Source organism: Streptomyces sp. YIM 121038 (genome assembly GCF_006088715.1).
In the GTDB taxonomy this organism is placed as follows: Bacteria; Actinomycetota; Actinomycetes; order Streptomycetales; family Streptomycetaceae; genus Streptomyces.
Genome location: NZ_CP030771.1, coordinates 6,198,288 through 6,223,804 on the forward strand (window position 1 = coordinate 6,198,288; position 25,517 = coordinate 6,223,804).

Below are 25,517 nucleotides of genomic sequence, written 5' to 3' on the forward strand. Positions count from 1 at the left end.
GCGGCAGGGGCCACCCGGCCCGCCGCGACCGTCAGTGGAAGGGGATGTTCATGGGCAGTCCGGAAGCTCAGGGTCCGCCGGAGGAACAGCACCTGGGGCCGGTGGTGCGGCGCCGTGAACAGATCACGCCCGGCACCACCGACCAGCGGCTCCTCGACACCGAGGGGGGCGACTCGGCGTGGGTGCACACCGACCCCTGGCGGGTGATGCGCATCCAGTCCGAGTTCGTCGAGGGCTTCGGTGCCCTGGCCGAACTCCCGAGCGCGATCAGCGTCTTCGGCTCGGCCCGCACCCGCCCCGACAGCCCCGAGTACGAGGCGGGCGTCCGCATCGGCAAGGCCCTCGTGGAGGCGGGCTTCGCCGTCATCACCGGCGGCGGCCCCGGGGCGATGGAGGCCGCCAACAAGGGGGCCCGCGAAGCGAAGGGCGTCTCCGTCGGGCTCGGCATCGAGCTGCCCTTCGAGCAGGGGCTCAACCCGCACGTCGACATCGGCGTGAACTTCCGCTACTTCTTCGTCCGCAAGACGATGTTCGTGAAGTACGCGCAAGGGTTCGTGGTCCTGCCCGGCGGGCTCGGCACCCTCGACGAGCTCTTCGAGGCGCTCACCCTCGTCCAGACCCGCAAGGTGACCCGCTTCCCCATCGTCCTCTTCGGCTCCGCCTACTGGGGCGGCCTCGTCGACTGGCTCCGCGACACGGTCGTGGCCCAGGGCAAGGCCTCGGAGCACGACCTGCTCCTGTTCCACGTGACGGACGACGTGGACGAGGCGGTCAGCCTGGTGACGAAGGAAGTCGGCCGCTAGCTCCCGCGGTCCGGGCGCCGGACGGGCCGCGCGCGGCCCGTCCGGCGCCCGGCGGCAGGGCGGCTACGCCAGGCCCCGCCGGGCGACCGCCGGAGGCCGGTGCCCCGCGATCGTGGCGACCATGTCGACGACCTGCCGCGTCTCGGCCACCTCGTGGACCCGGTACACCTGCGCGCCGAGCCACGCGGACACCGCGGTCGTGGCCAGCGTCCCCACCACCCGCTCCTTGAGCGGACGGTCGAGGGTCTCCCCGACGAAGTCCTTGTTGGACAGCGACACCAGCACGGGCCACCCGGTGTCCACCAGCTCCCCGAGGCGCCGCGTGGCCTCCAGGGAGTGCCGCGTGTTCTTCCCGAAGTCGTGCCCGGGGTCGATGAGCACGGACTCCCGGGGGACCCCCAACTCCACGGCCCGCTCGGCGAGCCCGACGGTCACGCGCAGGATGTCGGCCACCACGTCCTCGTACGTCACCCGGTGCGGCCGGGTCCGCGGCTCCGCGCCGCCCGCGTGGGTGCACACGAGCCCCACCCCGTACCGCGCGGCGACCTCCGCGAGCTTGGGGTCGACCCCGCCCCACGCGTCGTTGAGCAGATCGGCGCCCACGTCGCACACGGCCTCGCCGACCTCGTGCCGCCAGGTGTCGACGCTGATGACGACGTCCGGGAAGCGCCGGCGCACCTCGGCGACGAACCCGACGGTCCTGCGGGCCTCCTCCGCGGCGGTCACCTCCTCGCCGGGACCGGCCTTGACGCCGCCGATGTCGATGATGGCGGCCCCCTCGGCCACGGCCTGCTCCACGCGCGCGAGCGCGGGTTCGTCGCGGAACGTGGCGCCCTGGTCGTAGAAGGAGTCCGGGGTCCGGTTCACGATCGCCATGATGACCGGCTCATGCGCCTCGAACACGCGCCTGCCCAGCTTGAGCATCCGCTGTGCGCCTCCCTTTCGTTACGCGGCCGACCGCGTGGCCGTCGCCGCCTGTGACCTTAACTGTCAGAGGCGCATGGCACGATCGGAGCCAGACAACAGCCAGACAGTTCCGTGCCGACCGGCCGCGGTCGGCATCCGAGCGTGGGGACCCGCACAGATGGTCATGTTCCTGTTCCTGGTCGTCGCCCTCGTGGTGGTGGTCGCCGCGGTGACGCTGGCCGTCCTCGGCGGCTCCGAGGGCGGCACGCTGCCGGACGTGCCGCCGGAGCGCTTCGCTGACCCGCTGCCGCCGGACCGCCCGCTGCGCCGGGCGGACGTGGAGGCGGTCCGCTTCCCCATGACCGTCCGCGGCTACCGCATGGTGGACGTCGACGAGGCGCTGGACCGCCTCGGCGCGGAGCTGGCCGAGCGGGACGCCCGCATCGCCGAGCTGGAGACGGCGCTCGCGGGCGCCCAGGCCACCGCGGTCGGCGGCCCCGGCCTCTTCACGACGTACGCGGGACCCCCCGCCCCGGCCCCGGACCCGGCGGAGCACGGCCCGAGCGACCGCGTCCCGGACGGCGAGGACCCGGCGGCACCCCACGCCGAGCGACCGGAGGACGACCGATGAGCGACGCGATCCCCGGCCCGGACGGCGCCCCGCGCTGCCCCTGGGGCCTGTCCACCGAGGACTACGTGGCGTACCACGACGAGGAGTGGGGCCGCCCGGTCCACGGGGACGACGCGCTGTTCGAGCGCCTCTGCCTGGAGGCCTTCCAGTCGGGCCTGTCGTGGATCACGATCCTGCGCCGCCGGGAGGGCTTCCGCGCGGCCTTCTCCGGCTTCAAGATCGCCGCGGTCGCGGAGTTCACGGACACCGACCGCGAGCGACTCCTGGCCGACGAGGGCATCATCCGCAACCGCGCGAAGGTGGACGCCACCCTCGCCAACGCGCGCGTGCTCGCCGACTGGCCCGAAGGCGAGCTCGACCGCCTGATCTGGTCGTTCGCGCCGGACGCCGCCGCCCGCCCGGCGCCGCGGACGCTCGCCGACGTGCCCGCGGTCACCGACGCGTCCACGGCCCTGGCCAAGGACCTGAAGAAGCGCGGCCTGCGCTTCATCGGCCCCACCACGGCCTACGCCCTGATGCAGGCCTGCGGCCTGGTGAACGACCACCTCGCGGACTGCGTGGCCCGCGAGGCGAGCGGCTCGGGCCGCTAGCGGCCCAGATAGCGGGGCGCGGCCTTGTCGAGGAAGGCCTGCACGGCGATGGCGTGGTCCTCGGAGGCACCCGCCTTCGTCTGCAGCTCGTCCTCCTTGTCCAGCGTCTCGTCCAGGGAGTGCCCGGCGGCGTACGCGAGGGACTCCTTGATCGCCCCGTACGCGAGGGTCGGGCCCTCGGCCAGCGCGCGGGCCACCGCGCGCGCCTCCTCGGCGAGGGCGTCCGCCGGGACGACCTTGTTCGCGATGCCCAGGTCGAGCGCCTCCTGCGCCTTGACGCTGCGCGGGAAGAGCAGCAGGTCGGCGGCGCGGCTCTGGCCGACGAGCCGGGACAGCGTCCAGGACACGCCCGAGTCGGCGGTCAGCGCGACCCCGGCGAAGGAGGTGGTGAACGACGCGGTGTCCGCGACCACGCGGTAGTCGGCGGCGAGGGCGAAGCCGAAGCCCGCGCCGGCCGCCACGCCGTTGACGCCCGCCACGACCGGCTTGGCCATGCCGGTCAGCGCTCGCACGATCGGGTTGTAGTGGTCGCGCACCGTGCTCATGGTCTGCCCGGAGCCCGTCGCGCGCGACTCCTGGAGCACCCCGATGTGCTCCTTGAGGTCCTGGCCCACGCAGAAGGCGCGGCCGGTCGCGGTGAGCAGCACCGCGCGCACCTCCTGGTCGGCCGCCGCCGCGCGCGCCGCGTCCCGGAGGGCCACCTTGGCCTCGGTGTTCATCGCGTTCATCGCGTCGGGGCGGTTCAGCGTGATCGTCGCGAGCCCGTCACTCACTTCGTAGAGCACGGTGTCGGCCATGGTGGGGTCCCCTCCGCTGGTCCTGTGTGGTGGTCCTGTGGGCGTGTGTCCCTGGGCCTCGGTGCGCCCAGCATGACCTAGATCATCGGCCACCGGTACGCCGTCGGAGATGTGACCTGCGTCAAAGAACAAGAGGCGGAAGAAGCGCCTGGGGCGGCGAAGTATTGCAGTCACATCGCCGAATTGAGTGGTTTTGCGGGCGTGCGTTGCGCAAGCGATGCCGACCGATGTTGGTCATCGGGTCCCGCCATGCGGGATAATGACCTGGAAGCAATGTGTTCGATGCCGGTGACACCTGGGTTGTCGGCTGCGACAAGCTGGTTTCAGGAAGGGGAACGAGCATGGCGGCCATGAAGCCGCGGACGGGCGACGGCCCGCTCGAGGTGACCAAGGAGGGGCGGGGCATCGTCATGCGCGTTCCGCTCGAAGGCGGCGGTCGACTTGTCGTCGAACTGACCCCGGATGAGGCCGACGCACTCGGCGACGCCCTGAAGAAGGTCGTCGGCTGACGCGCATTCGCCCACACTTTTCCACTGCCCCGGCATCGTACGACGAGCCGGGGCAGTGCTGTGTGCGGAAGATCGCCGGGCGGCCCAAGGCATACGGGAGTTTGACGCGCCCCGCCCCGCGGCCCCGGTGACGGCCCCGCCGACCCGTCGGACGGGTCCTGGCGTTTGTCGGACGGGTCCTAGCGCTTGACCGCGCACAGCAAGCCGTCGCCCACCGGCAGGATCGACGGTACGAGGTCCTGGCTCTCGCGCACCGCGCGGAGCAGCTCCCGCAGGCGCAGTACCTCTATGGGCTGGGGTCCGGAGTCGACGGTGCGGCCGTCGAAGAACACGCCCTCGAAACAGACGAGGCCCCCGGGACGCAGCAGGCGCAACGATTCAGCGAGGTAGTCGAGGCACTCGAGCCGATCGCCGTCGCAGAAGACGAGGTCGTAGCCGCCGTCGGCGAGGCGCGGCAGGACGTCGAGGGCGCGGCCCGGGATGAAGCGGGCGCGGTTCCCGGCGAAGCCGGCGGCCCGGAACGCCATCCGGGCGAACTGCTGGCGCTCGGGCTCCGGGTCCACGGTGGTCAGCACCCCGTCGGGGCGCATGCCGTGCAGCAGATGGATGCCGGAGACCCCCGTGCCCGTGCCGATCTCGGCGACGGCCTTGGCGTCCACGGTGGCGGCGAGCAGCCGCAGCGCGGCGCCGGTGCCGGGCGACACGGAGCGCAGCCCCGCGTCCCGCGCGCGGTCGCGGGCCCAGAGCAGCGCCTCGTCCTCGGCGACAAAGGCGTCGGCGAACGCCCAGCTCGTCTGCCGGTTGCCGCTAATGGCCCTCTCCTGTCCCCGTGGTTGCCTGGCGGTGACTGTATCCGTTGGGCCCGGGAACCCGCAGATGGGACCGGGCGTTAGTCAGGTGTGAGGCCGACCGGGACAGTCCGGGGGCAGCCGACGGGGGAATCGGATGGATCAAGGCACGATCGAAAGGGCCGTTCCGAACGCCCAATCGGCAAATCTAGGTAAAAACGCTTATCCGGAGCTAACGGGCGAGGTGGTTATGGTAGGGGCTCCACTGGACACCACCAGAGCCGACAGGGGAGGTGCGGCCGAGTCCGCGGATCAGGGAGGAGCGCTCCGGCGTTTTCTCAGGTTGGCGGGTAGGCCGAAATCCGTGACCGACACCGCTGACCGCGCTAACTCCGCTCAGACCGCGACCTTTGCCGCTGACGCGGATGCCCAGGCGTGGACTCCCCCCACCTGGGAGGAGATCGTCAGCACCCACAGCGGCCGCGTCTACCGCCTCGCCTACCGCCTGACGGGCAACCAGCACGACGCCGAGGACCTCACGCAGGAAGTCTTCGTCCGCGTCTTCCGCTCCCTGTCGACGTACACGCCCGGCACCTTCGAGGGCTGGCTGCACCGCATCACCACGAACCTCTTCCTGGACATGGTGCGCCGCAAGCAGCGCATCCGGTTCGACGCCCTGGGGGACGACGCCGCCGAGCGCCTCCCGAGCCGCGAGCCGTCCCCCCAGCAGGTGTTCAACGACACGCACTTCGACGCGGACGTCCAGCAGGCGCTCGACACCCTCGCGCCCGAATTCCGCGCCGCCGTCGTCCTGTGCGACATCGAGGGCCTTTCGTACGAGGAGATCGCCGCCACCCTGGGCGTCAAGCTCGGTACGGTCCGCAGCCGTATCCACCGTGGCCGCTCCCAGCTCCGCAAGGCGCTCCAGCACCGGTCGCCCGAGGCCCGCGCCGAGCGCCGTTCGCTCGCGGTCACCGGTGCCGTGGCGCTGGGAGGAGGGGGCGCGACCGCGTGAGTGGATCACGGTCCAATCCTGCCGAGCGGCATTTCGCCGAGCAGCACCTGGGGGACCGGCTCGCCGCGCTGGTCGACGGTGAGCTCGGTCATGACGCGCGCGAGCGAGTGCTCGCCCATCTGGCCACCTGTCCTACGTGCAAAACGGAAGCCGACGCCCAGCGCCGGCTCAAGAGCGTGTTCGCGCAGACGGCGGCCCCGCCGCCCAGTGAGAGCTTCCTCGCCCGGCTGCAGAACCTGCCGGGCATGAGCCTCGACGACATCGAGGGCCAGGGCGGCCCGCGCACCCCCGTCGACGACGGCTTCGCCACGGGCTCGTCCGGCACGACGGGCCTGCCCCGCGGCGGTGTGTTCTCCCTCAGCGGCCCGCGCCCCGACCCCCTCGTCGAGTACGCGCCCTCGGGCGCCCACGCGGCGGTGCTCCCCAGCGAGCAGCGCGGCTTTCGCATACACGCCGTCGGCAGGACCGAGGCCGAGCGGTCCGGCTGGCGCGGGCGACGGTTCGCCTTCGCGGCCGCCGGAGCCGTGTCCCTCGCCGCGATAGCGCTCGGCGGGGTCACGGTGAGCGCTCCGCTCGGCTCCGCCGACCAGCGCGCGGGCGGCGCGGGGACGAACAGCAACGCCTCGCCGCCGCGCTCGCAGCCGGCGCCCGCCACCGGCGTCCCCGAGTCGACGCGCCGCCGGGGCGGCAGCCCCTTCTCCGTCCAGGGACAGCGGCCCCAGGCGCCCGCGTCGACCACGGCCGCGGTACCGCTCCTGTCCGGTGCGCCCGGGCCCTCCACGCGGACGCCCCAGCACCTCACGGCCCCGCTGCTCGCCGGTGCCGGGGTGATGTCGCCACTGGTGCGCGCCGCCGCCCCGGACGATCCGGAGAGACCGGACGTCCCCGCGGGCGGCCTCACGCTGAACGCGGCCGCGGACCCGGCGCCCCGGGCGACACCGCCCCCCGGCCTCGCCCAGCGACGGGGCACGGCCGAGATCCACTGACGTCGGGCGCGCGGACCTGGTTGAATTCCCCGGTGTGCCCGACGGGCACGGAATCGGCGTCCGCCGTGGGCAGTTGTGGGGAGAGCATGGACGAGGTCGTGGGTACTGGGCCGAGCGGGGACGTGGGCGCCGGGCCGCACGGGGAAGCGGACATACCCCGCGCCCCCGGCACCCCCGAGGCCCGCCCCCCGGCCCCTCACACCCCGCCCCCGGCTCCGGGCACCCCGCCCGGGGCCCCCGGTGTCCCCCCGGCCGCCGCGCCCCGGCAGCCCCACCCGACCGACACCCACCCCACCCCCACGGCCCCCGCCCGGGCGACACCCACAGAGCCCGGCTCCCCGGCGGCCCCGGCACCCGACAGCCACCCCGGCGCGCCCGACGCCGCGCCCGCAGTGCCCGGCTCCCTGGCGGCCCAGCCGACCGACGGCCGCCCCGGCCTGTCCGACGCCGCGCCCGGCTCCCCAGCGGCGCCCGACAGCTACCCCGGCGCGGCCGCCCCCGCGCCCGCAGCGCCCGGCTCCCCGGCCGTCCCGGCATCCGACAGTGACCCCAGCCGGACCGCCACACCTGCGCCGCCCGCCCCGGCGGCCCCGCCCGCCCCGGCGGCCCCGGCGGCCCCGGTGGCCCCGGTGGCGGCGTCCGCTCAGGCGGTCGCACCCGCCCCGGCTCACACCCCGGCCGACCGCCCCCAGCCGCTGCACGAGCCCGACCCGTACAGCACCCCGCCGTACGGCGGGCCCGGCCCGTGGGCCCCCGCCCCGCCCGTGCAGCACCCGGGCACGACCCCGGCCCACGGCACCCCCACCCCGGGCGCGGCCCCGGCTGCTCCCGCCCCCTGGCAGCGCTACGACCCCTGGAGTGCCGCTCCTCTGCAGCAGACCGGTGCCGCCGTCGAGACGCGGGAGCAGCGGCGCAAGCGCGGGCGGCGGGCGCTGGTGGCCGGGGCGGTGTTCATCGCGCTCGTCGCGGGCGGCATCGGCGGCGCCGTGGGGGCGTATCTGGAGCGTGAGGGCGGCATCGGCGGCGGTGGCGTGGAGCTGCCGCAGGCGGGTGCGGAGTCCCACACCCGGCCCAAGGACAGCGTGGCGGGGATCGCCGCGAGTGCCCTGCCCGGTGTCGTCACGCTGCACGTGCGCGGCGACGACGGGTCCGGCACCGGCACCGGATTCGTCCTCGACGGCAAGGGCCACATCCTCACGAACAACCACGTCGTCGAACCGGCGGGAACGGGCGGCGAGATATCCGTGACCTTCAGCGGCGGCGAGACCGCGCGCGCCAAGGTCATCGGCAGGGACAGCGGATACGACCTGGCCGTCGTGAAGGTCACCCGCGTCCGCGGCCTGAAGCCGCTGCCCCTCGGCAACTCCGAGAACGTGCAGGTCGGTGACCCCGTGGTCGCCATCGGCGCGCCCTTCGACCTCGCCAACACCGTCACCTCCGGGATCATCAGCGCCAAGGAGCGGCCCATCACGGCGGGCGGCGAGAAGGGCGACGGAAGCGACGTCTCGTACGTCAACGCCCTCCAGACCGACGCGCCCATCAACCCCGGCAACTCCGGCGGGCCGCTCGTCGACTCCAAGGCCCGCGTCATCGGCATCAACAGCGCCATCCGCTCCGCCGACGGCGGCTCGGAGTCCGAGGGCGGGCAGGCCGGTTCCATCGGGCTCGGCTTCGCCATCCCGATCAACCAGGGCAAGCGGGTCGCCGAGGAGCTGATCAACACCGGCCGGGCCACGCACCCGGTGATCGGCGTCACCATCGACAAGCGGTTCACGGGCGACGGCGCCCGCATCGCGAGCAAGAGCCAGAACGGCGGCCCCGCCGTCACCCGGGGCGGCCCCGGCGCCAAGGCCGGGCTCCGGCCGGGCGACGTGATCACCGAGGTCGACGGCCGCCCGGTGCACTCCGGCGACGAGCTGATCGTCAAGGTCCGCGCGCACCGGCCCGGGGACCGCCTGGAGCTGACCATCGAGCGGGGCGGGGACGAGCGCACCGTGACGCTGGTCCTCGGCAGCGCCAGTGGCGACTGAGCCGGGAGCGCGCTCCTGGCGCGCACTTGCCGCTGTTGATGTCGTTGACGCCCGGCGGCTACCGGACGTACAGCAGCGCCGGGTACCGTAGAGCGGGTCCGGACGGCAAGGAGCTCAGGGTGTTCAACGACATCGGCGTATTCGAGATAGTGACGCTGGTCATCCTCGCTGTACTCATCTTCGGCCCGGACAAGCTGCCCAAGTTCATTCAGGACGCCTCCCGGACCATCCGTAAGATCCGCCAGTTCTCGGACAGTGCGAAGCAGGACATACGGGACGAACTCGGACCGGAGTTCAAGGACTTCGAGTTCGACGACCTGAACCCGAAGAAGTTCATCCGCAAGCAGATGGAGCGGGACGACCTCGGGCTCAAGGAAATCCGCAACGGCTTCGACCTGCGCAAGGAAATGGCCGAAGTGGCCGACTCCGTGCACGGGCGCGAGAGCGAGTCCGGCCAAGACCGCGCGGACGGCGCGAGCCGCTCCGGCACGTCCACGGCCTCGGCGAACGGCAGCGGCCGGATCGACATGGAGAAGCGCCCCGCCAAGCCCGCGGCCGACGACCACCCGCCCTTCGACGCCGACGCGACCTGAGCGCACCCGCGTGCGCCATCCGGCGCCACGCGTGCGCCGTCCGGTGCGCCGTGGTGCCCGCGGTCATGGCCTTCCGGCCACCCGTCCGCCGACTCCTTTGGCGGCTTCCGGAATCGGTGTGGCTATCCTGCCTTGTTGTCCGGCGTGAGGACGCCCGAGGGGGGCGGGCCGCTCCGGACCGACGACAGCGAGGAGGCGGCCGGGTACATGGAGACGACAAGTCGGGTAGGCGCTCAGGCGTCAGCCGCGGACGGTACCGCGTCGCAAGCGGTGCCCTCCGCCCGGCGTACGGTCGACGGCTACCTGCTGGCGCCCTTCCCCTGGTACGGCCTGGACGAGGCCTTCACGGGACCGCGCTGGCTGATGCAGGTCGGCACCGCGGCGGACGGCGCCGTGGAGCACGGTTCGATCGGCCACGGCGACGAGCCCTCGGTCCGCGCCGAGGGCGGCCTCGGCAACGGGGACAGGGAGCGGTTCGCGGTCGTGGTGACCGTCGCCGCCAACCCGGTGCGGCGCAGCGCCGACGGCACGGGCGTCCTGGAGGCCACCTCGGTGTCCTCCGCGGCCTGGCTCGCCGGGGTCGGGCTGCTGTCCTACACCTGGCCCGGGCAGATGGACCACAGCCTGCGGGACGACTGGCTGGACCAGCAGACGGAGACGGCGTGGGTCCTCGCGGACGACCTCGACGGCTCCGACTGGTCGTCCCTCTCCCTGCCGGTGGACGGGGTCCCGACCTCGTTCCACTACCGGGAGTCCGAGTACGGCTGGGTCCTCGCCGGGTCCACCCAGGAGGGGGTGCATCTGGGGGCGTACGGGCGCGGGATGAGCGCGTACGGCCTCGGCTTCTCGGTGGTCAAGGACATCGCCGCCTACGCGAAGTAGCCCTCCGGGCAGGTACGCGGGAAGGGGCGCCGCTCGCGATGGGCGGCGCCCCTTCCCGCGCGGGTGCGCTCGTCGGCCTCCGGCCTCGTCCTCACACGCCGGACGGGCTCGATGCCCCGTCCGTTCCCGGGCTTCGCGTCAGAACTTGTTGCGCGGCGTGATGCCCAGGGACAGGCCGGACAGGCCGCGCTGGCGGCCGCCGAGCTTGCCCGCGATCGTGCGCAGCGCGCTGCCCGCCGGGGACTCGGGGTCGGAGAGGACCACCGGCCTGCCCTCGTCGCCGCCCTCGCGCAGGCGCACGTCGATGGGGATGGAGCCGAGCACCGGCACCGTCGCGCCGGTCGTCTTCGTGAGGCCCTCGGCGACCCGCTGGCCGCCGCCCGTGCCGAAGACGTCGACCATCTCGCCGCAGTGCGGGCAGGGCAGCCCGGACATGTTCTCGACCACGCCGACGATCTTCTGGTGGGTCTGGACGGCGATGGAGCCCGCGCGCTCGGCGACCTCGGCCGCCGCCTGCTGGGGCGTGGTGACGACCAGGATCTCGGCGTTCGGCACCAGCTGGGCGACGGAGATCGCGATGTCGCCGGTGCCCGGCGGCAGGTCCATCAGGAGCACGTCCAGATCGCCCCAGAAGACGTCCGCGAGGAACTGCTGGAGCGCGCGGTGCAGCATCGGGCCGCGCCACACCACCGGCGCGTTGCCCGGCGTGAACATGCCGATGGAGATGACCTTCACGCCGTTCGCCGACGGCGGCATGATCATGTTCTCGACCTGGGTGGGGCGGCCGTCCGCGCCGAGCATGCGCGGCACCGAGTGGCCGTAGATGTCGGCGTCGACCACGCCGACCTTGAGGCCGTCGGCTGCCATCGCCGCCGCGAGGTTCACCGTCACGGACGACTTGCCGACGCCGCCCTTGCCGGAGGCGACCGCGTACACACGGGTCAGGGAGCCGGGCTTGGCGAAGGGCACCTCGCGCTCGGCCTGGCCGCCGCGCAGCGCCGTCGCGAGCTCCTTGCGCTGCTCGTCGCTCATCACGTCGAGCGTCACGTCGACCCGTGTGACGCCCTCGACGCGGGCGACGGCGTCCGTCACGTTCTTCGTGATCGTGTCCCGCATCGGGCAGCCGGAGACCGTCAGATACACCGCGACCGCGACCGCGCCGTCCGCGCCGATGTCCACGGACTTGACCATCCCCAGTTCGGTGATGGGCCGCTGGATCTCGGGGTCGTTCACCGTCGCCAGCGCTTCGCGCACCGCGTCTTCCGTAACCATGTACTCGATGGTACGGCTCCCGGTAGGGGGGTTCGGAAGGCCCGTCAGCGGTCGCCTACGTCACGTGCCCGGGCGGCCTCGGGCGGGAATACCGGACGCTGCTCCTCCAGCTCCTTGACCAGGTCCTGGAGTTCGGAGCGGAGCCAGTCACGGGTGGCGACCTCGCCGAGGCCCATGCGCAGCGAGGCCAGCTCGCGCGTCAGGTACTCGGTGTCGGCGATGGAGCGCTCGTTCTGCCTGCGGTCCTGCTCGTGGGTGACGCGGTCGCGGTCGTCCTGGCGGTTCTGCGCGAGCAGGATCAGCGGGGCCGCGTAGGAGGCCTGGAGCGAGAGCATCAGGGTCAGGAAGATGAAGGGGTAGTTGTCGAAGCGCAGGCTCTCGGGGGCGGAGACGTTCCAGACCACCCACATGATGATGACGACCGTCATCCAGACGATGAACCGGCCGGTGCCGAGGAAGCGCGCGATCCGCTCCGAGAGCCGCCCGAAGGCCTCGGGGTCGTAGTCCGGAAGGAGTTTGCGGCGCCGCGCACGGGGCTGGTCGAGGCGGAACCGGGGCCGGGTCTCCGGCCGGGGCTCGCGCCGCTCCTCGCGCGCCTCGCGCTCGCGCCCGCCGACGCGTCCCTGCCGTTCACGCGCCATGGCCGGCCTCCTCCTGGAGGTGGAACTCCGTCTCGCGCCAGTCCTCGGGCAGCATGTGGTCCAGTACGTCGTCGACGGTGACGGCTCCGAGGAGCGCGCCCCCCTCGTCGACCACGGGCGCCGCCACCATGTCGTACGCGGCGAAGAAGCCCGCGACGACCGGCAGCTGGTCCTCCGGCGAGAGGGGCCGCAGATCGTCGTCGAGGATCGAGCCGACGAGCGTGTAGGGCGGGTCGCGCAGGAGCCGCTGGAAGTGCACGGTGCCCAGGTACTTGCCGGTCGGGGTCTCGTCCGGCGGGCGGCACACGTACACCTGCGCGGCGAGGGCGGGCGAGAGGTCCTCCTGCCGCACCCGGGCGAGGGCGTCGGCGACCGTGGCGTCCGGGCGGAGCACGATCGGCTCGGTCGTCATCAGACCGCCCGCCGTGCGCTCCTCGTACGCCATCAGGCGCCGTACGTCGGCCGCGTCGTCCGGCTGCATCAGGGTCAGCAGGCGTTCCTTGTCGTCCTCGGGGAGCTCGGCGAGCAGGTCGGCCGCGTCGTCGGGGTCCATGGCCTCCAGGACGTCGGCGGCGCGCTCCTCCTTGAGCTTGCCGAGGATCTCGATCTGGTCGTCCTCCGGGAGCTCTTCGAGGACGTCGGCGAGCCGGTCGTCGTCGAGGGCGGCGGCCACCTCGGCGCGGCGCTTGGCGGAGAGGTGGTGCAGGACGTTGGCGAGGTCGGCGGGGCGCAGCTGCTCGAAGGTGGCGAGCAGGTTCTCGGCGCCCTGCCCGTGCTCCTCCAGGGAGAAGCCGTCCACGGCGGACCAGTCGACGGTCAGCGTCTCGCCCTTGCGCCGGAAGGCGCCCTCCTTGCCCTTGCGGACGAAGACCCGGTCGACCTCCCAGTCGCGGCGGGCCGGGAGCTGGCGCACGGACACGTCGAGGACGGTGACCTCCTCGCCGGTCTCCACCAGGCGCACGCGCCGGTCGAGCATCTCGCCGAGCACGAGGCGCTCGGTGGGGCGCTGCTCGAAGCGGCGCACGTTCAGGACGCCGGTGCTGATGACCTCGCCGGACTCGATGCCGGTCACCCGGGTCATGGGCAGGAAGATGCGCCGGCGGGTCGCGAGCTCGACGACCAGGCCGAGCAGCCGGGGCGGCCTCCTGCCGACGCGGAGCATGACGACGAGGTCGCGCACGCGGCCCACCTGGTCGCCGTTCGGGTCGAAGACCGCGGTGCCGGACAGGTGCGAGACGAAGATCCGGGGCGCGCCTCCTGCCATGTGCCGCGCCTTTCTCGGGGTGCGTCAGGGAACCGTTTCGGCGGTATGTGCCCTATGCCGGTGATACGGGGTTCAGGCTAGCCCGTACCCCGCGCATATGCCCTGGTGAGCGGTCCGGACGGACTGGCTCCGAGGGGTGTGGGAGACACCGGTACGCTGCGGTACGCCCGGCCGTCCAGGCGTACGGCCGTGGCCGCAGACGACGTCCGCACGAGAGGCAGCCCCACCTGTGACTGCGATGCGACCGGCTCCCCGATTCCGAAGGTCCGCGCTGCTCGGCGCGGTGTGTGCGGGGCTCGTGGTGGGCGGTGCGGGGCTGACGGCGTGCGGCGGTGGCGGGGAGGATCCGGACCAGGGCACGAACGGCGTCGGCAAGCTCTCCGCGGCCAGGATCCAGAGCAAGGCCCGGCAGGCCGCCGAGGCGGCACCCGCCGTGCGGCTGTCCGGCAGCGTGGTCACCAAGGGCCACACGTACAAGCTCGACATGCGGCTCACGGCCAACGGCGGGACGGGCACGGTGACGTCCAAGGGGCAGATGTTCGAGCTGCTCCGCGTCGGCGAGAACCTCTTCCTGAAGGCGGACTCGGCCTTCTGGGCGCACGAGGGCGAGGACGGCGGCTCCCCGGGCGCGGACAGCTCGGCGGCGGCCAAGCTCGACGGCAAGTACGTGAAGGTGCCCCAGGGCGACCCGGCCTACCGCAGGCTCAGCGGGTTCACCGACAAGGACGTGCTGCTCGACGGCACCCTCGCGCTGCACGGCACGCTGGCCAAGGGCGAGCGCGGCGGCTCCGGCAGCAAGCGCTACATCAGGATCAGCGGCGACGAGGGCGCGGGCGGCACCCTGGAGGTGTCCCTCGACGGCAAGCCGTACCCGCTGACCCTGCGGCGCGCGGGCGGCGCGGGCACGCTGCGGCTCAGCGAGTGGAACCAGGCCGTCCCGCTGAAGGAGCCGGGCCTGAACGAGACGGTGGACTACGGCAAGCAGCTGCCCACGTCGTAGCCGCCGCTCAGCGCCGCTTCCTCCCCCTGCCCAGGAGCAGCTTCGGCAGCGCCTGGGGCATGGGCCTGCGGGTCGTCGCGGGCGTCGGCAGCGGCGGGGCCGCCAGTGAGCCGCCCGGGGGCTCCAGGTCCGCCTCGCGCGGCGTGAGGCGCAGCACGCGGCACTCGGCCGCCCAGCGCTCGACGACGCGCTCGCCGTCGGGGGCGTTCAGCCGCTTGCCCTTCAGCTCGGCCACCGCCGCCTCCCACTCCTCGGTGCGCGGCGCGAGCTCCGTGACCGTGGCCGTCCAGGACAGGAGGCGGCCGCCCTTGTCCTTGCTGCGCACGGTCACCTCGGCGGTGGCGCCGTCGGCGAGGTGCGGCAGGGGCTGCTCGCCGGGGCCGTCGCCCACGAGGTGCGCCGCGCCGTCGAGCCAGACGTGCCACAGGGCGCGGGCGGGACCCGCGCCGCGCACCCAGATCAGGCCGGACTTCTTGGTGGCCTCTTCGATCAGGGCGCGCCCGAACAGGGTGTCAGCGGTCATGACGGCAGCTTAGCCAGCGGCCCCGCGGCCGGGGCCCCCGCTCACAGCCAGCCGTTGCGCTTCAGGGTGCGGTGGATCGAGTAGCAGGCCGTCGCGATCAGGCCGAGGACCATCGGGTAGCCGAAGCGCCAGTGCAGTTCGGGCATGTGGTCGAAGTTCATGCCGTAGACGCCGCACACGGCCGTGGGGACGGCGATGATGGCCGCCCAGGACGTGATCTTGCGCATGTCCTCGTTCTGCGCGACGGCGGCCTGCGCGAGGTTGGCCTGGAGGATCGAGTTGAGCAGCTCGTCGAAGCCGAGCACCTGCTCCTGGACGCGGGCGAGGTGGTCGGCGACGTCGCGGAAGTACTTCTGGATGTCGGGGTCGACGAGCCGCATGGGGCGCTCGCTGAGCAGCTGCATCGGGCGCAGCAGCGGCTGCACGGCCCGCTTGAACTCCAGGACCTCGCGCTTGAGCTGGTAGATCCGCCCGGCGTCGACGCCGCGCGAGCCGCCCTTGCCGGTGGCCGCGAAGACCTCGTTCTCGACGTCGTCGATGTCGACCTGCATCGCGTCGGCGACCGCCAGATAGCCGTCGACGACGTGGTCGGCGATGGTGTGCAGGACCGCCGACGGGCCCTTGGCGAGCAGTTCGGGCTCGTCCTGGAGGCGGCGGCGCAGCGCGCGCAGCGAGCCGTGGCCGCCGTGCCGGACGGTGATGAAGAAGTCCCGGCCGGTGAAGCACATGACCTCGCCGGTCTCCACCACCTCGCTGGTGGCGGTCAGCTCGGCGTGCTCCACGTAGTGGATGGTCTTGAAGACCGTGAACAGCGTGTCGTCGTAGCGCTCCAGCTTGGGCCGCTGGTGGGCGTGGACGGCGTCCTCGACGGCCAGCGGGTGCAGCCCGAACTCGGCGGCGATGCCCGCGAATTCGGCCTCCGTCGGCTCGTGCAGGCCGATCCAGGCGAAGCCGCCGTCGCGGCGGACCTGGAGCATCGCCTCGTGCGGGGTGAGGGTCTCGTCGCAGGACACGCGGCGGCCGTCGCGGTAGACCGCGCAGTCGACGACGGCGGACGCGGCACGGGGATCGCGGGTCGCGTCGTACGAGCTGTAGGCGCCGCTGTCCTTGCGCAGGGAGGGACGGACCGCGGCGCGCAGGTCACGGATCATCGACATGGGCAGGCTCCTTCGACGAAAGGGCCGCCTGCGGCGGGTGGAACTGCCCGGAATGGGGACGTCCGGCTGTGTTGGGAGGCACGTCCACAAAGCGGGGAGCACCGCACCGTCGCGGAGGCAGCAACGCTACTGATGCAGATCAGGTGAAACGCGGTGCTCTTCCGTCGTGCGGGGCACAGGCCGGTCGGGGCCGAGGAGTTCGTGAAGTGCCGGGCGCACGGCCGCAGCGTCGTTGCTGCGGGAGGTCAGCGGGCGGAAGAGCGAGTGGTACTGCACGGTCGACTTCGATCCACTGCAGCCCCACCTCCTCCGGCCGGTCCCCCGTAGGGGAGTTCCCAGGCGCACGCGGGCGCCGTCCGTCGAGTGCGGACCCGAGGGCCCTGAGGTCCGGGCTTGAGAGCGACGCTTCTGCGTGCCGCCCGGGCCAGCAGCCAACAGTATCAGCCGACCGGTGCGCCAAACCCCCACCTTTACCCATCACTGACGAGTTCTATGCTCACGGCATGGCTGATGTTCTTGCTCTGGTCGAGGCCCGGTTGCGCGACGGCCTGGGCGAACCGGACGCGCGCGCGGCGGTGACGTTCCTCGGTACGGACCGCGTCGAGGTGTTGCGCTTTCCGGCCGAAAGCACGGGGGTCGTGCGGTACGCCACCCTCGGCATGTCCGCCCAGCCGATGGCCGACCCCACGGCCGTCCTCGCGGACCCGGTGAAGGGCCCGCGCGCGGAGCTGGTCCTCTCCGTGCGGGGCGGCGTCGCCGACACCGACAAGGTGCTCAGGCCGCTGGCCGTGCTCGCCGCGTCACCGCAGGTCGAAGGCGTCGTGGTGGCTCCCGGCAGCTCGCTGGACGTGGGCGAGCCGCTGTGGCCGGGCGCGCCCTTCACCTCGGTCCTCGTCGCCGAGCCCGGCGGCCTGGTGGCGGATCTGGAGCTGGCCGAGCCGATGGAGCCCGTACGGTTCCTGCCGCTGCTCCCGATGACGCCGAACGAGGCGGCCTGGAAGCGGGTGCACGGCGCGCAGGCCCTCCAGGAGCGCTGGCTGAGCAAGGGCACGGACCTGCGCGATCCGCTGCGCGCGGGCGTCGCCCTGGACTGAGGGGGCCGGCGCCGGGCCGACGGGCCGTGGCTTCCGGGTCGTGTGCGTCCAGGGGGGGCTGTATCGGGGTCGCGCATGGGGGCCGTGTGCGTCCAGGGGGTGCGTATCGGGGCCACGCGTCCTGTCCGTGCGCGTCCAGGGGGCGCGTATCGGAGCCACGCGTCCGGGGCGTGTGCGTCCCTAGCGGGTGCGTACCCGTGCCGCGCGTCCGGGTCGCGTGCGTCTACGCTTCCGCGCCCGGCACACTCACTCTCCTGGGCCGTACGTCTCCCCGGCCCTGGACCACCGGCGCCCGTACCCCCACCGCCGTACGCCTGCGCCACCCCCGGCCGAAGGCGTACGCGGTCCCGCGCGGCCACGCCCCTCGCCCGGCCCTCCCGGTGCCCGCGCCGTGCGGTCGCACTCCGGACGGGTGATCGTCCTTGACGCGGCGTCCACCGGGGAGGACCGTGGGGCGCTATGAGGGGCGAACCCAGTTGCCCGAAGTGTGGTGGCCGGGTCAGGGCTCCCGGCCTCTTTGCCGACTCCTGGCAGTGTGACGTGCACGGCACCGTGCATCCGCTGCAGCCCGTGATCCCGCCCAGCGTCGAGGCGCTCAGCGTCGTGGTGCACCGTGCGCAGGTGCCGGTGTGGATGCCCTGGCCGCTGCCCGTCGGCTGGCTCTTCACCGGGGTGGCCTGCGCGGGCGACGACCGCAGCGGCGGCCGGGCCACCGCCGTGGCCTGCTCGGGCCCCGCCCCGCTCGGCGGCGGCGGCGAACTCATCCTGGTCGCCGAGGAGTTGGGCGTCGGCCTCGGCGCGCGCTACGCGGGCATCGACGGCCCCGACCCCGGCCCCGGCATGAACGTCGGCAAGCCGCCCGCCGCCAAGGTCCTCGCCGCCGGTCGCCCGACGCCCATGTGGCACGTGTCCGGCACGCCCGAGGACCGCGCGGTGTTCGCGGGCGAGGCGTGCGGCCTGTGGCTGTGGGCGGTCGCGTGGCCCGAGCAGTCGGGGCTCCTGATGTACGACGAGCTGGTGCTCACGGACCTGCGGGACGCGGGGGCGGAGGTCGAACTGCTGCCCTGCGGGGCGCTGTCGCCGCGCCTGCTGACGCCGTAGCCCTCGCGGGGCGTGTCCCTGCCGTTGTACCTACTGTGTCCCCGCCGTGTCCCCGAGCGCGCTCCGCGTGCGCACGCGCTGGCCGGTCGCCCCTGAGGCGGCCGTTATCCTTGAAGCGCCCCTATGTCCGTCCCGAACAGCGTGGAGTCCTCGCGTGCGCATCGACCTGCACACCCACTCCACCGCTTCCGACGGCACGGACACCCCGGCCGAGCTGGTGCGCAACGCCGCCGCCGCGGGGCTCGACGTCGTCGCCCTGACCGATCACGACAGCACGCGCGGCCACGCCGAGGCCATCGCCGCGCTGCCCGCCGGCCTGACCCTCGTCACCGGTGCCGAGCTGTCCTGCCGCCTCGACGGCGTGGGCCTGCACATGCTGGCGTACCTCTTCGACCCGGACGAGCCGGAGCTCGCGCGGGCGCGCGAGCTGGTGCGCGACGACCGGGTGCCGCGCGCGCGGACCATGGTCCGCAAGCTCCAGGAGCTCGGCGTCCCCGTGACCTGGGAGCAGGTCGAGCGGATCGCGGGCGACGGCTCCGTGGGCCGCCCGCACGTCGCCGAGGCCCTCGTGGAGCTCGGCGTCGTCGCCGACGTCTCGGCCGCCTTCACGCCCGAGTGGCTCGCCGACGGCGGGCGCGCGTACGCGGAGAAGACCGAGCTCGACCCCTTCGAGGCGATCCGCCTGGTCAAGGCCGCGGGCGGCGTCACCGTGTTCGCCCACCCGGCCGCCGCCCAGCGCGGCAGGATCGTCCCGGAGTCCGCGATAGCCGAGCTGGCCGCCGCGGGCCTCGACGGCATCGAGGTCGACCACCCCGAGCAGCTGGCGTACGCCCCCGAGGCGGGCCCGCGCCTGCGCGCCCTCGCCGCCGACCTCGGCCTGCTCGTGACCGGCTCCAGTGACTACCACGGCAGCCGCAAGACCGTCTCGCTCGGTGAGTACACCACCGACCCCGAGATCTACGGCGAGATCACGCGCCGCGCCACCGGGGCCTTCCCGGTGCCGGGCGCGGGCGGAGACCTGTCCGCCTAGCGGGCGCGTCCACCGTCCGCCACGCCTGTCCGGGGCCGCGGCCCCGCCGCGCCGTGCGCGGCCGCCGCCGCCCCACCTCCCTCACCTCGTACGACTCTCTGCAAGGCCATCACCGTGTTCGACGTCGCCGTTTTCGGATCTCTCTTCCTCACCCTTTTTGTCATCATGGATCCCCCCGGGATCACGCCGATCTTCCTCGCCCTGACCGCGGGCCGCCCCGCCAAGGTGCAGAAGAAGATGGCCTTCCAGGCCGTCTGTGTGGCCTTCGGAGTCATCGCCCTGTTCGGCGTCATCGGCCAGCAGATCCTCGACTATCTGCACGTGTCGACGCAGGCCCTGATGATCGCGGGCGGCCTGCTCCTGCTGCTCGTCGCGCTCGACCTGCTCACCGGCAAGACCGACGAGCCCCAGCAGACCAAGGACGTGAACGTCGCGCTCGTCCCGCTGGGCATGCCGCTGCTCGCCGGGCCCGGCGCGATCGTCCAGGTGATCCTGGCCGTCAAGGACGCCAGCGGCATGGAGCAGGTCTCGGTCTGGGCGGCGATCCTCGCCATCCACGTGGTGCTGTTCCTGGCGATGCGCTTCTCGCTGCTGATCATCCGGGTCATCAAGGACGGCGGCGTCGTCCTGGTGACGCGTCTCGCGGGCATGATGCTGTCGGCGATCGCGGTGCAGCAGATCGTCAACGGCGTCACCCAGATCATCCGGGGCGGCTGAGCCCCCGCGCGCACCGCGCACCCACGAACAGAGCCCTGTACGTCACCGGCGTGATCCGGTGTCGTACAGGGCTCTGGAGCGTGATGGGTGGGGACGTGCGGCGTTACGAGGCCGTGGTGTCGGCCGGGCGGATGTAGAGGCGCTGGCCGATGGCGGCCGCCTGCTGCACGATCCGATTGACGGAGGCGGCGTCCACGACGGTGGTGTCCACAGCGGTGCCGTCGACGTCGTCGAGTCGCATGATTTCGAAGCGCATAGGGCTTCTCCCTTCGTCTGGTGATCCTCCTGAGGAGAACTGCGGTTACATACGGGTCCAACGAGTTTCCCGCCTCAAACATTCCCTACGCTAAGGAAATTTTTTGAGAGGCTAATGAACATCGTGTTGCCGCCCCGTTTCGCGGCTGGTTGTGTTCGTTGCGTAACAAGCACTGGTTGTGCCCCCTGTGTGACGGACGCGACAATGTGTTCCGTATGGACACGGACGAGACCACCCACGAGACCGTCGAGGTCAACGCCCTGCTGGCGCGCGCCAACGGGCTCCTTGAGCGCATGCTCGCCGAGGTGGCGAAGACTCCGTCCACCCATGCGATCTTCGTCGACGCCGGATATCTGTACGCCGCCGCGGGACGCCTCGCCGTGGGCACCGAGGACCGGCGTGCCTTCGACCTGGACGCCGAAGGGCTCATCGACGCGCTCATCGACAAGGCGCGCACGATCTTCGCCGACAGCAGGCTGCTGCGCGTGTACTGGTACGACGGCGCCCGGCGGCGCATCCACACCAGTGAGCAGCAGTCCATCGCCGAACTGCCCGACGTCAAGGTCAGGCTCGGCAACCTCAACGCCAACAACCAGCAGAAAGGCGTCGATTCGCTGATCCGCAGCGACCTGGAGTCCCTGGCCCGGCACCGGGCCATCAGCGACGCCGCGCTCATCGGCGGCGACGAGGACCTGGTGTCGGCCGTCGAGGCCGCGCAGGGGTACGGCGCCCGCGTCCACCTGTGGGGCATCGAGGCCCCCGACGGGCGCAACCAGGCGGAGCCGCTGCTGTGGGAGGTCGACAGCCAGCGCACCTTCGACGCCGACTTCTTCAAGCCGTACATCAGCCGCCGCTCCGCCCTGCCGTACGAGGGCCCGCTGGCGGCCTCCCGGCCCTCGCGGGACGACGTGCGCTTCGTCGGCGCGCAGATCTCCGCGAAGTGGCTGTCGGCGCGGGGCCGCGAAGCCCTCGTGGGGCTGCTCCCCGGCCACCCCTATCTGCCCGGTTCGGTCGACCAGGAGCTCCTCGTCGAGGCGGAGCGGCTGCTCGACTACTCCCTGCGGGGCCAGTCCGACCTGCGGCGGGTGCTGCGGGACGGCTTCTGGGAGCACCTCCAGAAGTGCTACTGAGGCGCCGGGCTCAGCGGGTCCGGACCGATCGGCGGGCCCGGTTCCATCAGCGGGTCCGGTCCCAGAAGGAGACGAGGGCGGTGGCCGTCGCCTCGGGCCGGTCGGTGTTGGGGGAGTGGTCGGCGCCCGTCACGACCGTGCGGTGCGCGCCGAGGCGCCGGGCCATGTCGTCCAGGAGAGGCACCGGCCAGGTGTCGTCCCGCTCCCCGGACAGCACGTGTACGGGCAGCTCCAGGGCGGCGAGCTCGGCCACGCGGTCCGGCTCGACGCACAGCTGTCTGCCGGTGGCGATCAGCTGGGCCGGGCTGTTGCGCAGCCAGCGGGCGCGCAGGGCGTCGCTGTCCGCGCCCCCGTTCACCTCGGCGTCCTGTGGCGGGTCCATGGCCCGCATCGCCTCCCACACCGTGGCCATCGAGTGCGCCGCGAGGGCGTCCGTGAGCAGGGTGGCGCGGGTGCGCTGGGACGGTGCGATGCGGCCGGGGCCCGACGACATGAGCGTGAGCGAGGCGAAGGTGCCCGCGGGGGCGGCCAGCGCGGCCGTGCGGGCGATCAGGCCGCCCAGGGAGTGGCCGACCAGGTGCAGCGGGGTGCCGGGCGGGTCGTCGAGCGCGGCGGCCTGGGCGAGCACGTCGCGGGCCAACTCGCCCAAGGAGTAAGCGGATTCGTCGTCCGGGCCGTCGGACTCGTACTGTCCGCGTCCGTCCACGGCCACCGCGCGGTAGCCCGCGTCGGCCAGCGGCCGGAGCAGCGCGATGAAGTCCTCCTTGCTGCCGGTGAACCCGGGCAGGAGCAACGCGGACCCCTTGACCCCGCCGGTCGTGCGGGCGGGCGCGGCGTCCAGGACGGCGAAGTCCCCGCGCGCGGTCTCCAGCACCCGGGCCCGGGTGCCGGGGGGCGGGGTGAAGGTGGGGGGCCTACTCATGCGACGTACGGTAACGCCTGCCCGCCACGGCGGCGCTGTGGGGGAGGACGGCAGAAAGCCCGCCGCGGTCGCGACGGGCTTTCTCAAGGGGTGGCGGGCTGCTACTCCGCGGCGTCGGGCTTGCCCGCGCGGGTGCGGCGGCGCCTGCGGGGCGCACGCGGAGCCGACTCCGGCTCGGCGGCGGGGGCCTCGGCGGCCGGAGCCTCGGCGGCAGCGGCGGCCTCCGCGGCGGACACCGGGGCTCCCGCGCGGGTGCGGCGGCGCCTGCGCGGCGTACGCTCCTGGCGCTCGGCGGGCTCCTCCACGGTGGCGGCGGCGGTCCGGGAGCGGCCACGCGGGGACCGGCCCTTGGCGCCTCCGCGGGCGGACGGCTCGCCGAGGTCCTCGATCTCCTCGGCGTCGAGGCCCGCCCGGGTGCGCTCGGCGCGCGGCAGGACACCCTTCGTGCCGACGGGGATGTCGAGCTCCTCGTACAGGTGCGGGGAGCTGGAGTACGTCTCGACCGGGTCGTTGAAGTCCAGCTCGAGCGCCTTGTTGATCAGCTGCCAGCGCGGGATGTCGTCCCAGTCGACGAGCGTGATCGCGATGCCCTTGGCGCCCGCGCGGCCGGTGCGGCCGATGCGGTGCAGGTACGTCTTCTCGTCCTCGGGGGACTGGTAGTTGATGACGTGCGTGACGCCCTCGACGTCGATGCCGCGGGCGGCGACGTCGGTGCACACGAGCACGTCGACCTTGCCGTTGCGGAAGGCGCGCAGGGCCTGCTCGCGGGCGCCCTGGCCGAGGTCGCCGTGGACCGCGCCGGAGGCGAAGCCGCGGCGCTCCAGCTGCTCGGCGATGTCCGCGGCCGTCCGCTTCGTCCGGCAGAAGATCATGGCGAGGCCACGGCCGTCGGCCTGGAGGATGCGGGACACCATCTCGGGCTTGTCCATGGAGTGCGCGCGGTACACGTGCTGCGCGATGTTCGCCACGGTCGCGCCCTGGTCGTCCGGCGCGGTGGCGCGGATGTGCGTGGGCTGCGACATGTAGCGGCGGGCGAGGCCGATGACGGCGCCCGGCATGGTCGCGGAGAAGAGCATCGTCTGGCGCTTCACCGGCAGCAGGTTGATGATCTTCTCGACGTCGGGCAGGAAGCCCAGGTCGAGCATCTCGTCGGCCTCGTCGAGGACGAGGCACTTGACGTGCTTCAGGTTCAGCTTGCGCTGGCCCGCGAGGTCGAGCAGGCGGCCGGGGGTGCCGACGACCACGTCGACGCCCTTCTTCAGGGCCTCGACCTGCGGCTCGTAGGCGCGGCCGCCGTATATGGCGAGGACGCGGACGTTGCGCGCCTTGCCGGCGGTCAGGAGGTCGTTGGTGACCTGCGTGCACAGCTCGCGGGTGGGGACGACGACGAGCGCCTGCGGAGCCTGCGTCAGGTCGTCGGGCGTGCCGCGGCCCGCCTCGACGTCGGCGGGGACGACGACGCGCTCGAGGATCGGCAGGCCGAAGCCGAGCGTCTTGCCGGTGCCGGTCTTGGCCTGGCCGATGACGTCGGTGCCGGAGAGCGCGACGGGGAGCGTCATCTCCTGGATGGGGAAGGGGTTCACGATGCCGACGGCCTCGAGGGCCTCGGCTGTCTCGGGGAGGATCCCGAGATCCCGGAAAGTCGTAGTCAGGGCAATGCCTCTTCTGTGAGACGCGGCGCGAGGCGAACGCTGGGGGTCGTGACCGTGTCGGGGACTACCGGCCGCCTGTGGAACGAACCGGGCGGGCCAGGTGGCACGGGACCACTGCCGACGCTCGAGCGCTCACACCGCTGAGGGTCCCTCCGCATGCCGTACGCACCATGCGTACGCCCTGGAGGGCTGTCTGGTCGGAGCCGATCGGGCCACCGACCGGGCATCCTCATTCATACGGCCCGTCGAATATTCGGCGGGCGCATTACCACTGTACCCCGGAATCTCGCATGAGTGTCCGGCGATTTGTGTCACCCGGCTCGCACCGGCGCTCCCGGTGGCCCGGCGCGCGCCCCCTCGGCGGCCGTACGTCGTTGTCGTCACAGTGGCTGACCAGGGCCTTACGCCACCGCGCCGCCGGGCTATTGTGCGGTTCATGGAGACGCCTGACAACGCAGCTCAGCCCGCGAAGGACGCAGCCGACGCCGGGGCCGCCGCCACCCCCACCGGGGTGGCCGCCCAGGACTGGGCGAAAGCTTCCGCCGACCCGCAGTACCGCGCCGCGGTCGTGGACCTGCTCGGCGCGCTCGCCTACGGAGAGCTCGCGGCGTTCGAGCGGCTCGCGGAGGACGCCAAGCTGGCGCCGACGCTGGCCGACAAGGCGGAGCTGGCGAAGATGGCGTCCGCCGAGTTCCACCACTTCGAGCAGTTGCGGGACCGGCTCGCCGCGGTCGGCGAGGAGCCGACCGGGGCCATGCAGCCCTTCGTCGCCGCGCTGGACGGCTTCCACCGGCAGACGGCGCCGTCCGACTGGCTGGAGGGCCTGGTCAAGGCGTACGTCGGCGACTCCATCGCCAGTGACTTCTACCGCGAGGTCGCGGCCCGGCTCGACGTCGACACGCGCGGGCTCGTCCTCGGCGTCCTCGACGACACCGGGCACGCGAGCTTCGCCGTGGAGAAGGTGCGCGCCGCGATCGAGGCGGACCCGCGCGTCGGCGGGCGGCTCGCGCTGTGGGCGCGGCGGCTGATGGGGGAGGCCCTCTCGCAGTCGCAGCGGGTGGTGGCCGACCGGGACGCGCTCTCGACCATGCTGGTCGGCGGCGTCGCGGACGGCTTCGACCTCGCCGAGGTCGGGCGGATGTTCTCGCGGATCACCGAGGCGCACACCAAGCGGATGGCCGCGCTGGGCCTGGCGGCCTGAGTCCGGCCCCGGGCCCCGGCCCGGAGC

At 73.0% G+C, this 25,517-nt stretch carries 26 protein-coding genes and 1 pseudogene; 16 read left to right on the plus strand and 11 right to left on the minus strand.

From position 1 onward, the window contains the following. The first annotated feature begins 50 nt into the window (after positions 1–50). Complete coding sequence (locus C9F11_RS26665; protein WP_138961625.1) at positions 51–803, plus strand: TIGR00730 family Rossman fold protein; 753 nt, start codon at positions 51–53, stop codon at positions 801–803. A 63-nt stretch (positions 804–866) separates the two neighbouring features. On the opposite strand, the gene folP is transcribed toward C9F11_RS26665, so the two are convergent. Beyond that, the gene (gene folP / locus C9F11_RS26670) at positions 867–1,727 is read right to left on the minus strand and encodes a dihydropteroate synthase (RefSeq protein ID WP_138961626.1); all 861 of its coding nucleotides are present in this window, start codon (positions 1,725–1,727) and stop codon (positions 867–869) included. Positions 1,728–1,887: 160 nt separating this feature from the next. Here folP and C9F11_RS26675 point away from each other — a divergent pair, with 160 nt between their 5' ends. Together C9F11_RS26675 and C9F11_RS26680 are read left to right on the plus strand one after the other, a co-directional pair. Beyond that, positions 1,888–2,340, plus strand: coding sequence for a DivIVA domain-containing protein (locus tag C9F11_RS26675; protein ID WP_138961627.1), 453 nt, complete (start codon positions 1,888–1,890; stop codon positions 2,338–2,340). After that, entirely contained in the window at positions 2,337–2,930 is a 594-nt protein-coding gene (locus C9F11_RS26680) for a DNA-3-methyladenine glycosylase I (protein ID WP_138961628.1), read from the plus strand. Before C9F11_RS26675 ends, C9F11_RS26680 begins: the two co-directional genes overlap by 4 nt. On the opposite strand, the gene C9F11_RS26685 is transcribed toward C9F11_RS26680, so the two are convergent. After that, positions 2,927–3,727, minus strand: a complete 801-nt coding sequence (locus tag C9F11_RS26685; protein ID WP_138961629.1) for an enoyl-CoA hydratase-related protein — start codon at positions 3,725–3,727, stop codon at positions 2,927–2,929. The two genes, C9F11_RS26680 and C9F11_RS26685, sit on opposite strands and share 4 nt — an antisense overlap. A 341-nt stretch (positions 3,728–4,068) precedes the next feature. Between C9F11_RS26685 and C9F11_RS26690 the strand changes: the two genes are divergently transcribed. Further along, positions 4,069–4,236, plus strand: a complete 168-nt coding sequence (locus C9F11_RS26690; RefSeq protein WP_003966491.1) for a DUF3117 domain-containing protein — start codon at positions 4,069–4,071, stop codon at positions 4,234–4,236. A 179-nt stretch (positions 4,237–4,415) separates the two neighbouring features. Here the strand turns inward: C9F11_RS26690 and C9F11_RS26695 are convergent, their stop codons facing one another. Further along, entirely contained in the window at positions 4,416–5,114 is a 699-nt protein-coding gene (locus tag C9F11_RS26695) for an O-methyltransferase (RefSeq protein WP_138961630.1), read from the minus strand. 160 nt (positions 5,115–5,274) lie between these two features. Here C9F11_RS26695 and sigE point away from each other — a divergent pair, with 160 nt between their 5' ends. From sigE to C9F11_RS26720, 5 genes are all read left to right on the plus strand, one after another. Beyond that, complete coding sequence (gene sigE / locus C9F11_RS26700) at positions 5,275–6,039, plus strand: RNA polymerase sigma factor SigE (RefSeq protein ID WP_171075849.1); 765 nt, start codon at positions 5,275–5,277, stop codon at positions 6,037–6,039. Continuing rightward, positions 6,036–7,025: a zf-HC2 domain-containing protein gene (locus C9F11_RS26705; protein ID WP_138961631.1), complete on the plus strand. Its 990-nt coding sequence runs from the start codon at positions 6,036–6,038 to the stop codon at positions 7,023–7,025. Before sigE ends, C9F11_RS26705 begins: the two co-directional genes overlap by 4 nt. Before the next feature lie 86 nt (positions 7,026–7,111). Next, the gene (locus C9F11_RS26710) at positions 7,112–9,055 is read left to right on the plus strand and encodes a trypsin-like peptidase domain-containing protein (protein WP_138961632.1); all 1,944 of its coding nucleotides are present in this window, start codon (positions 7,112–7,114) and stop codon (positions 9,053–9,055) included. A 119-nt stretch (positions 9,056–9,174) separates the two neighbouring features. Beyond that, on the plus strand, positions 9,175–9,648 hold the full coding sequence (locus tag C9F11_RS26715; protein WP_138961633.1) for a sec-independent translocase: 474 nt from the start codon (positions 9,175–9,177) through the stop codon (positions 9,646–9,648). A 207-nt stretch (positions 9,649–9,855) separates the two neighbouring features. Continuing rightward, positions 9,856–10,530 (plus strand): hypothetical protein, encoded by a 675-nt coding sequence (locus C9F11_RS26720; RefSeq protein ID WP_249401901.1) that lies wholly within the window; start codon positions 9,856–9,858, stop codon positions 10,528–10,530. Between the two features lie 138 nt (positions 10,531–10,668). Here the strand turns inward: C9F11_RS26720 and C9F11_RS26725 are convergent, their stop codons facing one another. Genes C9F11_RS26725 through C9F11_RS26735 form a run of 3 tightly spaced genes read right to left on the minus strand, consistent with a single transcriptional unit; the run spans position 10,669 to position 13,707 of the window. Beyond that, on the minus strand, positions 10,669–11,802 hold the full coding sequence (locus C9F11_RS26725) for an Mrp/NBP35 family ATP-binding protein (RefSeq protein WP_138961635.1): 1,134 nt from the start codon (positions 11,800–11,802) through the stop codon (positions 10,669–10,671). A 44-nt stretch (positions 11,803–11,846) separates the two neighbouring features. Then, the gene (locus C9F11_RS26730) at positions 11,847–12,443 is read right to left on the minus strand and encodes a DUF1003 domain-containing protein (protein ID WP_138961636.1); all 597 of its coding nucleotides are present in this window, start codon (positions 12,441–12,443) and stop codon (positions 11,847–11,849) included. Further along, complete coding sequence (locus C9F11_RS26735) at positions 12,433–13,707, minus strand: CBS domain-containing protein (RefSeq protein ID WP_138961637.1); 1,275 nt, start codon at positions 13,705–13,707, stop codon at positions 12,433–12,435. The genes C9F11_RS26730 and C9F11_RS26735 overlap by 11 nt, the downstream gene beginning before the upstream one ends. Positions 13,708–13,945: 238 nt before the next feature. On the opposite strand from C9F11_RS26735, the gene C9F11_RS26740 reads away from it, so the two are divergent. After that, the gene (locus C9F11_RS26740; RefSeq protein WP_138961638.1) at positions 13,946–14,707 is read left to right on the plus strand and encodes a hypothetical protein; all 762 of its coding nucleotides are present in this window, start codon (positions 13,946–13,948) and stop codon (positions 14,705–14,707) included. Between the two features lie 7 nt (positions 14,708–14,714). Here C9F11_RS26740 and C9F11_RS26745 read toward each other — a convergent pair whose 3' ends face one another. Then, positions 14,715–15,230: a hypothetical protein gene (locus C9F11_RS26745; RefSeq protein ID WP_138961639.1), complete on the minus strand. Its 516-nt coding sequence runs from the start codon at positions 15,228–15,230 to the stop codon at positions 14,715–14,717. Positions 15,231–15,271: 41 nt separating this feature from the next. Then, positions 15,272–16,387: a magnesium and cobalt transport protein CorA gene (locus C9F11_RS26750; RefSeq protein WP_138961640.1), complete on the minus strand. Its 1,116-nt coding sequence runs from the start codon at positions 16,385–16,387 to the stop codon at positions 15,272–15,274. Positions 16,388–16,890: 503 nt separating this feature from the next. Between C9F11_RS26750 and C9F11_RS26760 the strand changes: the two genes are divergently transcribed. The 4 genes from C9F11_RS26760 (at position 16,891) to C9F11_RS26775 (ending at position 20,329) form a co-directional block, all read left to right on the plus strand. After that, on the plus strand, positions 16,891–17,481 hold the full coding sequence (locus tag C9F11_RS26760) for a suppressor of fused domain protein (protein ID WP_138961641.1): 591 nt from the start codon (positions 16,891–16,893) through the stop codon (positions 17,479–17,481). A 459-nt stretch (positions 17,482–17,940) separates the two neighbouring features. Next, positions 17,941–18,582, plus strand: a complete 642-nt coding sequence (locus tag C9F11_RS26765; RefSeq protein WP_138961642.1) for a DUF6758 family protein — start codon at positions 17,941–17,943, stop codon at positions 18,580–18,582. Between the two features lie 154 nt (positions 18,583–18,736). Then, positions 18,737–19,612, plus strand: a complete 876-nt coding sequence (locus C9F11_RS26770; RefSeq protein ID WP_138961643.1) for a PHP domain-containing protein — start codon at positions 18,737–18,739, stop codon at positions 19,610–19,612. A 114-nt stretch (positions 19,613–19,726) separates the two neighbouring features. Continuing rightward, entirely contained in the window at positions 19,727–20,329 is a 603-nt protein-coding gene (locus C9F11_RS26775; RefSeq protein WP_138961644.1) for a MarC family protein, read from the plus strand. 103 nt (positions 20,330–20,432) lie between these two features. On the opposite strand, the gene C9F11_RS26780 is transcribed toward C9F11_RS26775, so the two are convergent. After that, positions 20,433–20,585 carry a hypothetical protein gene (locus tag C9F11_RS26780; RefSeq protein WP_138961645.1) on the minus strand — a complete coding sequence of 51 codons (153 nt, stop codon included), beginning with the start codon at positions 20,583–20,585 and terminating at the stop codon, positions 20,433–20,435. A gap of 215 nt (positions 20,586–20,800) precedes the next feature. On the opposite strand from C9F11_RS26780, the gene C9F11_RS26785 reads away from it, so the two are divergent. Next, positions 20,801–21,715: an NYN domain-containing protein gene (locus C9F11_RS26785; RefSeq protein WP_171075851.1), complete on the plus strand. Its 915-nt coding sequence runs from the start codon at positions 20,801–20,803 to the stop codon at positions 21,713–21,715. Between the two features lie 46 nt (positions 21,716–21,761). Here C9F11_RS26785 and C9F11_RS26790 read toward each other — a convergent pair whose 3' ends face one another. Both C9F11_RS26790 and C9F11_RS26795 read right to left on the minus strand, forming a co-directional pair. After that, the gene (locus C9F11_RS26790) at positions 21,762–22,637 is read right to left on the minus strand and encodes an alpha/beta hydrolase (RefSeq protein ID WP_138961646.1); all 876 of its coding nucleotides are present in this window, start codon (positions 22,635–22,637) and stop codon (positions 21,762–21,764) included. 122 nt (positions 22,638–22,759) lie between these two features. Next, positions 22,760–24,427, minus strand: a pseudogene (locus C9F11_RS26795) (DEAD/DEAH box helicase); the annotation flags it as partial. A gap of 289 nt (positions 24,428–24,716) precedes the next feature. Between C9F11_RS26795 and C9F11_RS26800 the strand changes: the two are divergent. After that, positions 24,717–25,490 carry a ferritin-like fold-containing protein gene (locus C9F11_RS26800; RefSeq protein WP_171075852.1) on the plus strand — a complete coding sequence of 258 codons (774 nt, stop codon included), beginning with the start codon at positions 24,717–24,719 and terminating at the stop codon, positions 25,488–25,490. Positions 25,491–25,517 lie beyond the last annotated feature (27 nt).